7 protein-coding genes are annotated in these 8679 nt (G+C 45.9%); 1 reads left to right on the plus strand and 6 read right to left on the minus strand.

Annotated features, from left to right (window positions below):
- From IT291_10820 to IT291_10845, 6 genes are all read right to left on the minus strand, one after another.
- The coding region (locus IT291_10820) for a hypothetical protein (GenBank protein MCC6221720.1) at positions 1-296 on the minus strand (296 nt) is incomplete at its 3' end.
- Between the two features lie 319 nt (positions 297-615).
- Positions 616-1056: a hypothetical protein gene (locus IT291_10825; protein ID MCC6221721.1), complete on the minus strand. Its 441-nt coding sequence runs from the start codon at positions 1054-1056 to the stop codon at positions 616-618.
- Between the two features lie 116 nt (positions 1057-1172).
- A complete protein-coding gene (locus IT291_10830; GenBank protein MCC6221722.1) occupies positions 1173-3311 on the minus strand; it encodes a hypothetical protein in 2139 nt (712 codons plus the stop codon).
- 456 nt (positions 3312-3767) lie between these two features.
- Positions 3768-4322 (minus strand): hypothetical protein, encoded by a 555-nt coding sequence (locus IT291_10835; protein MCC6221723.1) that lies wholly within the window; start codon positions 4320-4322, stop codon positions 3768-3770.
- 159 nt (positions 4323-4481) lie between these two features.
- Positions 4482-6122, minus strand: a complete 1641-nt coding sequence (locus IT291_10840) for a heparinase II/III family protein (GenBank protein MCC6221724.1) — start codon at positions 6120-6122, stop codon at positions 4482-4484.
- Positions 6049-6756 (minus strand): hypothetical protein, encoded by a 708-nt coding sequence (locus IT291_10845; GenBank protein MCC6221725.1) that lies wholly within the window; start codon positions 6754-6756, stop codon positions 6049-6051. The genes IT291_10840 and IT291_10845 overlap by 74 nt, the downstream gene beginning before the upstream one ends.
- A 518-nt stretch (positions 6757-7274) precedes the next feature.
- On the opposite strand from IT291_10845, the gene IT291_10850 reads away from it, so the two are divergent.
- Positions 7275-8510, plus strand: coding sequence for a tetratricopeptide repeat protein (locus tag IT291_10850; GenBank protein MCC6221726.1), 1236 nt, complete (start codon positions 7275-7277; stop codon positions 8508-8510).
- The last annotated feature ends 169 nt before the right edge of the window (positions 8511-8679 follow it).

An 8679-nucleotide genomic window follows, 5' to 3' on the forward strand; every position in this document is an offset into this window, starting at 1 on the left:
GACGTGGACATTGCTTGCTCAACGCTAAGCCTAACCAATCCTATAGTCTCGGCATCTTGAAAAAAGGTCTCTTGAGCTTTCCGGTCTGCCCAACTTGCGAACACCGAGGGCGCAAAAATTGGTGGAAAGCGCCCCTCATCTGAGGCAGTATCGATCTCAACTGTTACCCCCATTTCAGCATCCTGTGAAGTTGCGAAGACATGCGAAGAGTTAATAGCAAAAAAGATTACCGCAAGCTGGACCTTAAATACCCATTTTATCAACATTTCTTCTCTCACAAAATAATTACTTACCATTATCGCTGTTCTCTACGGCAAACAACAGCCCAAAGCAACCTGTAGTGCCTGAAGCTTAAGCTGCCGTGCGCAGGTTTTTAAGTGTTGCCATTGCGTTCTAGAAGTCGTGGCATCTCTTGCAATGTGGACGCTTACAACTAATATTGATACTGATTATCAATCCGCACAATAAGCTACGATATGGCGATCGTCAGTCGGCGTATCGTAGCAAGCCTTTAGAGCAGTAATTGTTCATTAAGTTCGGGTAATTGCAAGGCGAAGACGAAGACTGTGCCAGAGGTGGTTACACAGGCAGAGGAAATCGCAATACCTCCTTACCTTATTCCATCACCTTTAATCCCGTTGGTGCTGCAGGAGCTGTGTCTTGCCCTACGGTCGTAGCTGAGAGTACCAAATGCCCAAATCCCACCGTGCTCTGAAAGTTTGCATCAATTGGGTTATTCCAGTTAAGAATCCCATCTCTATCTCCACCGTTATCATCGTCGTTTTGCTGCACATCGATGCCGATGGTCATGTTGGCTGCCGGGGCTGTTATTCCAAGATTCGCCCTGGGGATGGCGAGTTCTACAGTGTACCCATCGGTGATATTTGCAGCAACGTATTTAATTCCGGTAGTGTTAGCATTCTTGCTGAAAAATATCCCAGCGGCATCCTTGGCGGTGACGGTGATGATGTTGTCCCCACTAACTAAGGGAATATTGCCCGCAGACCAGTTGGTCGTCCCACCAGCAGCTCCATCGATTTTTACTGCATGTACCACATGAAAATAGAATGCTTACAGTAGGATAACGAGCAGAATATCTAAGGCGAGCCTAAGTCATCATGTTGCCCAGCTTTTATATTTTAACTGTTACAAATCCGTTATTCAACCTTAGGCTACGGAAGAAGTCGCAAGCCTTGAGGTGCGGGCGGTGGAGTGTTGTCGCCGCTCCCCAGAGGGGGAAGTCTCCAGGTTCCGTTTGAAGTACCTAGGTAAATAAAGCTATTATGGGGATTGACCGTTAACACCCAGACGTCAAGCTCAGGTCCAAGATTATAGGTGATATTTGACCAAGTATTGCCCCCATCGGTGGTGCGAAAGACGCCATTTGATTGACCTCGCCATTGATGCCGCGCTCCAACGTAAATAATATTCGGATTATTGGGATCAACTGCAACAACTGCGGTTGCAATCATATTATGGCCATCTGCCGGAAAGGCCTTTGTGGTAACAGTGCCATTATCAATGATGTAGAGCCCTTTATAATAAGCAGTTACGTATAATTTATTAGGATTACTGGGTGCAACATCCATGGTTAAAACGTCACGCGCATACGAAGGAATGGTTGCAAAATCAACCCAAGACAAACCGCCATCCGTGGATTTGTAAATTATCGTTTTTATTTCACCTGACAAATCACCCTTGGCATAGACAATATTTCCGTTTTGCGGATTAACTCTCATCACACTTTTGGAAAGATTAGTCACCGCATAATTTCCCGCACTAGTTCTTTTAATCTTTTTGTTGCCGGCATAAATGATATTTGAATCTTGGGGATGAAATGCAATGTACTTATAACTTCCATCCGTCGCTGGCGTTAAGAGTTTCCAGCTTGTGCCGCCGTCCTCGGTAATCCCTATCGTCTGAAAATCCCATCCTCCAATAGCGGTCACCAAATAAGAGGGATTGTTTGGCGACACCGCACCACTCATCGCCGAACGCGCACCATCAAAGCGGCCATGATTGGCAAAACTAAAAGTGTTGCCCCCATCCGCCGACTTATAAACACCATAATCCACCAAAAAGAAAACGGGGTGCTTAACATCTGCCCAAGCAAAAGCACTTGCCCTGCCACCAGACCACCCAGTCGCCGAATACCTATAGCTCGCACCCCCGTCTGCAGTAATTTTAACCCTATTATCCCGTCCGTTGGTAAGCGCGATATTTTTATTTGAAGGATGTGGCGCAAATACACTTCCTAGGTAACTCGCATTTTCCATGCCATCGGCATTTTCGGTAACACTCCTACTCACCCAACCGGCAGAATTTTTCTCGTCGTTATTTGCCGAAAAGACCCAACTTGCGCCGCCATCGTGGCTATAATAGGCGCTATTGGGCTTAGCTCCCACGTATAAAAAGTTTCCATCGACGGGACTAATCGCAAGTCCCATTATGATTTCCGAGCTTGCGGGAATAGCGCCATTAATTTTGCTAAAACTGCTCCCGCCGTTTGTGGTTTTATAGATAGAACTCTTATTGGAAAAGTAAAAAACATTTTCGTTTGTGGGATGCCGTGCTAAAATTAGCGGCACCTCAGGTGTGCTAATTTTAGTTACCGAAGCAACTGCCTCGCTATTTGAAATTCTATAAAGCCCATCTGCTGCAGCTACTAAAACAGTTGAATTGTTGCTTGGATGAGTTTTTAGGTCGTAGATCCTTATTCCCTCTAAGACATTGCCCCCGCTCGATTTTGGAACCTTTACCCAAGTGACACCACTATCCGTGGAGCGAATGAGGCCAGATTTTAAAAACCCCGCGTAAACCTTGCTTCCATCCTTAGTAAAAGCAATTAGCGTTCCACCTCTAGCTCCACCGCTGGGAATTAAAAGGTCAGCAGCATAAGTCCTCGACCAACTCTCCCCGCCGTTAGCACTTCTAATTACACCGCTATATCCAATATTTTGCTGCGCCATCGCTCCCGCCGCAACGAGGACGACATTTTCATTAGTTGGATGGACGGCAACGGTAGACCCGCCGTTAGCCAAGAACCCCTTGGTCTTCCTAGCCCAGGTGCTACCGCCATTAGTCGTTTTATATACCTGCGCCACATCGACAACAAAATAAGCTACGCTGGGATTAGATTTTGCGTAGCTCATGGCAAGAATTTCCTGAAACCCTTCACCACCCCCAACTCCCTTTACCACCTGAGGTTTGGTTCTAAGCGCAACTTGCTCCCAGACTTGGCTACTTTGGGCGTAGGCTACCGAAATAAGAAAAACAAAATACAGGGGGAAAATTGAAATTATTCGAATCAAAAACGACAAAAGCCTTCCCATCGAATAAACCTTTAATGTTTTTGGGCAAAAACCAAAAGCGATCAAAAATGACCGTTTATACCGTTTCCAAAAAGTAAGTTAAATATTTTACTTTTTGGAAACGGTATTTGTTGTTTATTGGCAAGTGCTTACGCACTTGCTGTTTATACCATTTACAAAAATCCTTTTTGTAAATGCTATAAACTAAAATATTAATAGAACTTAAGCGCCTAATCAATAGGAATCCGACTTACCCAGCAAAGGCGCCCTCAACTTTTACTAAAGAAAGCGCCGAATTCGCTTAATCTTCGATACCGGGGCCTTCATTACTCAGTTTACAACTTCTCTCATTGAAGAGCTTGGCTATTCCCCCCGTGATGGGGTTGACATTATTGTCGCGGCTGGCCCCTCCGGCCCGATGGAGGAGGGCTACGGTGGAGACTGAGACAGAGAAAATCACTGCAGCACCTTTAATCCCGTTGGCGCTTGCGGCGCTGCAATATCCCCGCCATCCGGGGGCGGAAGTTTCCAAGTGCCATAAAAAGAACCCAAATATACAGAACTATTATAAGGGTTCACCGTTAGAACATTTGGACTAAACCAAGTGGTTAAGTTACCAGAAATGTTCCTCCAGGTCGCTCCATAATCCACAGACCTGAAAACACAGTTTGATGCGCCTTTCGTCCAATTGCTGCCGCCGTCCGTCGTCCTAAATATCCCTTTTACCTCGCCTGGCACAGTCCATCCCTCTGCCATATTAGACCCAGCTACAAATACAGTATCCGGGTCCGTAGGATGAATCCCCAAAGATTGTCCTCCAACTGAACCAAAGCCATTGATTAACGGTTGCCAACTTGCTCCACCATTGGTGCTTTTCCACGGCCCCGTAGTATCAATTATCATGTATAAGATAGTCGGATCTGAAGGTGCATATTTAATGTCCTGCACCGCCTGGAATCCTTCCCCGCCCTGAAATCCAGCCGCCTTCTGCGCTGCCGACCTTAGCGGCACCGATTGTTATACCGGCTGGCCATGGGCTGCCGATAGGCTCGTCATATACGAAACGACACTTAGCGCAATCAAAACCACTCTAGAAATAAAACCTGTTTTTATTACGGTAGACATAACCCTCTCCTACACTAATGTTAGATACACATCACAGCTCCTACTCTACTGCACCACGCGCAAGCCCGTAGGCGCTGCGGGCGGTGGGTTTTGACCTACAATAAGCGAAATGTCGTGCTTGCCTGCGGGGATAAAGACTGTTGCGCTTGAAAAGTTTTGGCCGTTTAGACTAACTCCCGTAAGGCCCGGATAAAAGAAAGTTACGTTCGTGCCCGGCGATACTACCTTACCCGCAGTGTTTTTCATGTAAACGCTGACGTTCGCCGTGGAGCTAAAACCGCGCCGCGATGAAGCGCCATCGTTAAACGACGTTCCCTGGCGCACGAAATAAAACGAGAGTTGATTGTTGTTAAGCCGATAACTACTCGACTGCCCTTTAAAGGACACTAATCCATGCTGCACTATGCCGGTAGACGAGTTTGCAATAGCATAGTCAAATATAGAGTTTCCGTGATCGATACTCGCTCCACTATAACCGCTCCCCGCAAGGCGAGTCATGTTGGCTTTGGCATGAGTCGGATCGTGGGGAAATAAAACCGTTGCAATATTAGCCTTACCCAAAGCATCCGTGACAAAAGTCGCATCGAGATATTTATTTATGATATAGCCATCGCGCCTCACCCATACGCTATCCTTAAACAATACGCCCTGCGCCTTTGGGCTTGTTCCTAAAAAAATGCTTAAGAAAGTGTCTTTGGTCTGGCGCTTAAATGGGCCGTTTATCTTCCATTGATATTCCTTTTCGCTCGCAACGGTCGTAAACGAGTTAGAATTCGGATGCAAAAGCACATTAGCCGTAGTTAGTGCGGCATTGGTCGCGCTAATCTCATCAAAGAGCAGCCAATAACCGTTTTTCCCATCCTGGGGATGAATGAAAATAAAATTGCGCTGATGTTTCCCATTGGGAAGAGCTTTGCCCGAGTCCCCACTCGCGTAATCAAGACCATCTGCCGTAAATCCCTCTGTTACCCCAGCGCCTGGCACTGGCGAGATTGATGGCGGAACTGCACCAAGGTGATCTTTTCGGTCGATGAGGACCGTATTCCCCGAGTTGGCGTTAGTAGCTATCCAAGCGCGGTCAAAACCTCCCGCATCGTAAATGCTCGCCGCAGCAGCATAACCCGCATTTACTAGAAGGTATTCTCCGTAACCTACGAGGTTAATGCTATTAACCTCCTTATGAGAGTGCCACTCAGAGTTTTTCATGTTTAGCATTGCGCCCATTAGCGATAGCTCGCTTGAATTCCTCTCCCAAAAAGCCGCGCCACCATCGCTAAAGATTTGACTAATGGGCTTTTGGCCTGCAGGCAAAGGCTTAGTCATCAGTATGTATGTAAATAAGGATGCCTCAGAGTTAGGCAACGCGCCATTTACGTACCAGGAGGCAAGCGCGCCACTTTCGGCAGAATATCTGTCCAAAAAATAATTCCGGCCAGCGTTAAGTGTTGTAGCATACTCTGTATCCCCAAATACTGTATGCGTGCGAAAAGGAGTAGTTCCAAAAGTGAAGAGCCAACGGTTAAAATTGCGCATTACCGAGCTAGCATAGTAACTATCCTCGCCGGTATGCTCCATGACATCTATGCTATAGACCTTAGCTGCTCTACAACAGTCATGCCCACCCACCGCCAATGCGATTCCATGAATAACTAACGCCAGCTGGGTAAGCTCCGTCGGCCGTAACATATCGCGACTCACCAAGCCCACCGCTTCCAGGATAAAATATGTCACCGCGATATGATTGTTTTAGCGAATCGATTCTTGCCCTATCGCCCTTAAATAGCGCAAATGCAAGGGGAGCCCCAAATCGATTTAGCGTCCAGTTCCAGCCGTATTGGGCCGCAGCTAAAATATTTTCGGCATTAATGCGTTCTGTGGGTGTTAAGTCATTATAGATAATATCTAAAGCAACTACTGACATAAAATAGGCCGAACCGCCGATAACCGTATCGCCCCAAAGGGCGTGGTTGAGAGTCGGATAATGCGTCGACCAGTGCGAAATGGAGTCTCTAATTTTATTCTTATAGGTTACTCGATTTGCAGGATCGACGATATAGGCAAGTGCGGTGTAATTCATTATCTTGTGCAGAGCCTTAGATTTGTCGATCTTTGTTCCAGAAATGGGATAGGTTAAACTATTTGCCATGGAAATAGCCGTGGCCTTCATCTCCTTCCAAGGAGACTGCAAGGCGCGTCCCTGAAGCTCGGTAAATTTTTCCTGTTTCACAATTAGGAAGGGGTGATCTGCGGCTAAAGCGAGGGCTGGTAGAGTTTGAGATGCTACTGCAGCATAAAGCCACAATTTTAAAACTATTTTCATAAGGGCTCACAATTCGCAATGACTGGAGATATATTTCGGTTCTTCTTTAATAATTTTAGCAGCCAATTTGTAAGATTCGCAACTATTGCCTGAACTACCGAGTCTAAGGGCTTTGAAACAAAAAGCATTTTGTTTCAGGATCTCTCCACTGAAATGGGGCAAGATCAGATTGCCGTGATTGCAGGTCACAGGTAGTGCATTTTGTTTCTCTAGATGGATTTTCTATGCTTATACTAGCGACAGCGACAAAAGTTGACATGCACTAACTCCTCAGCGCAGACGCGCCAGATGCCGAGAATTTATTTTACCGTTTAAAAACGGCTTTTTTTGTTTATTGGCAAGCGCTTACGCGCTTGCTGGTCATAGCATCTACAAAAATCCTTTTTATAGGTGCGGTAGATGTAACGGACTTAATTCTTGAGTGCATAACGGTACTTTATGATGGCTTGATAAGGGGGAAATTGACCTTGTGGGGTAGGGGAGGTGAGGGGTTTTTGCGATAGAGCACGGGTGGTAATTTGAGCTTAACGGAGCAAACAAACAAGGAGCCTGAGTCGGCTAAAATTCGCCGCGATAATGAGCCCGAACCACAGATGATCGCTAACGACGATAAAGAAATCGTCGTTCCTAGCGTTTGTGAGCCAAAATTAGCCCTAACGAAAGTAGTGGGTTTTGACTTAAATGTATCAAGTCGTTTCGCTGGCCTTAGCCTCAATGTGCCTATGGTAGATACCGATTCCCTTCCTGCGGTCGAGACCCGTAACGATTTCGACATAAAAAAGGCTCTGAGGGTCGAGAGAAGAATGTATGAACCTCATGAGCTCAGAACTGTAAGCACTAATGTAGAAAATCTTCTATCAAAGCTTTCTGCTAAAGTAAGCGAAAATTCGTATTTATCTCTGCCGGAAAAAATTAAACTTGCATACCAAACGTTGAGAAATGAAAACTTCACGTTTTACGACAGCGATGGTTTAAAGGGTTGTCATTTAAATAGCAGCTTTTTGCCAGATAGCCCAAACTATAAGACACTTGACGGCGCCGGCGCTAGTTTTCTAATACTCGAACTGGCAAAGCGACAGGGTTGGAGCGACGTCGGAATAGTCAATATACCCGGGCATGCCTTTGTTCACGCTCAGGGTTCGAACCTTGATTTTGGCAATATCAATATTAAGGATAACGCGTATTACAGGGAAAAGTACCACCTACCAGACGCCTGGGAGCCCAAGCCCATATATGATGGCAAGCAGATTTTAGCCAATAGCCATTTCGCATATGCAAACGCAGCGCGAGAGGATGGAGATTTGGTTGCTGCGATACAGCGGTACGCAAAAGCAGTAAGAATAAACCCTAGCTATGTTGATGCCTACAAGCATCGAGGTCTCGCTAAACACTGCCTTAATAAGCTTGATGGCGCCTTAGCAGATTTTAACGTGGCTTTGGAGATCGACCCTTCTCGCTACGATATATTAAACTGCCGTGGCGTCGTCCTTTCGGCGCAAGAAAAATATTATGACGCAGTGAAAGATTTTAACGCTGCCCTAGGAATAAAAAAAGACGACCCGGAAACTTTCTATAACCGCGGAGTTGCTTGCCTAGGACTCAAGAATTACCGACAGGCTTGGGATGATTTCATGCAATGCCTAAGTATAGTCGGCGAAAAGGCGAATCCTAAACTCCAAGAGTTAGCTGAAGAAATGCTGCCTTATGCTCAGTTATGTATGCAGCCACCAACCATGATAGTTCCAAAATCCTAAGTAACCTCGATCTCTACTCTTCTCGCGAGAATATTTTATCTAACGACTGTCCGCGATTACCTACTTTCTTAAGTGTAGATTAGGTAAAAAGTGATTTATAGAGAACCTACAATTTCTACTCTTGCTAAAGAGCCAATATTAGTCGACTCTCGTAAAGGGGCAAGCAAAA

The organism is Deltaproteobacteria bacterium (assembly GCA_020845775.1).
Classification (GTDB): Bacteria; Bdellovibrionota_C; UBA2361; order SZUA-149; family JADLFC01; genus JADLFC01.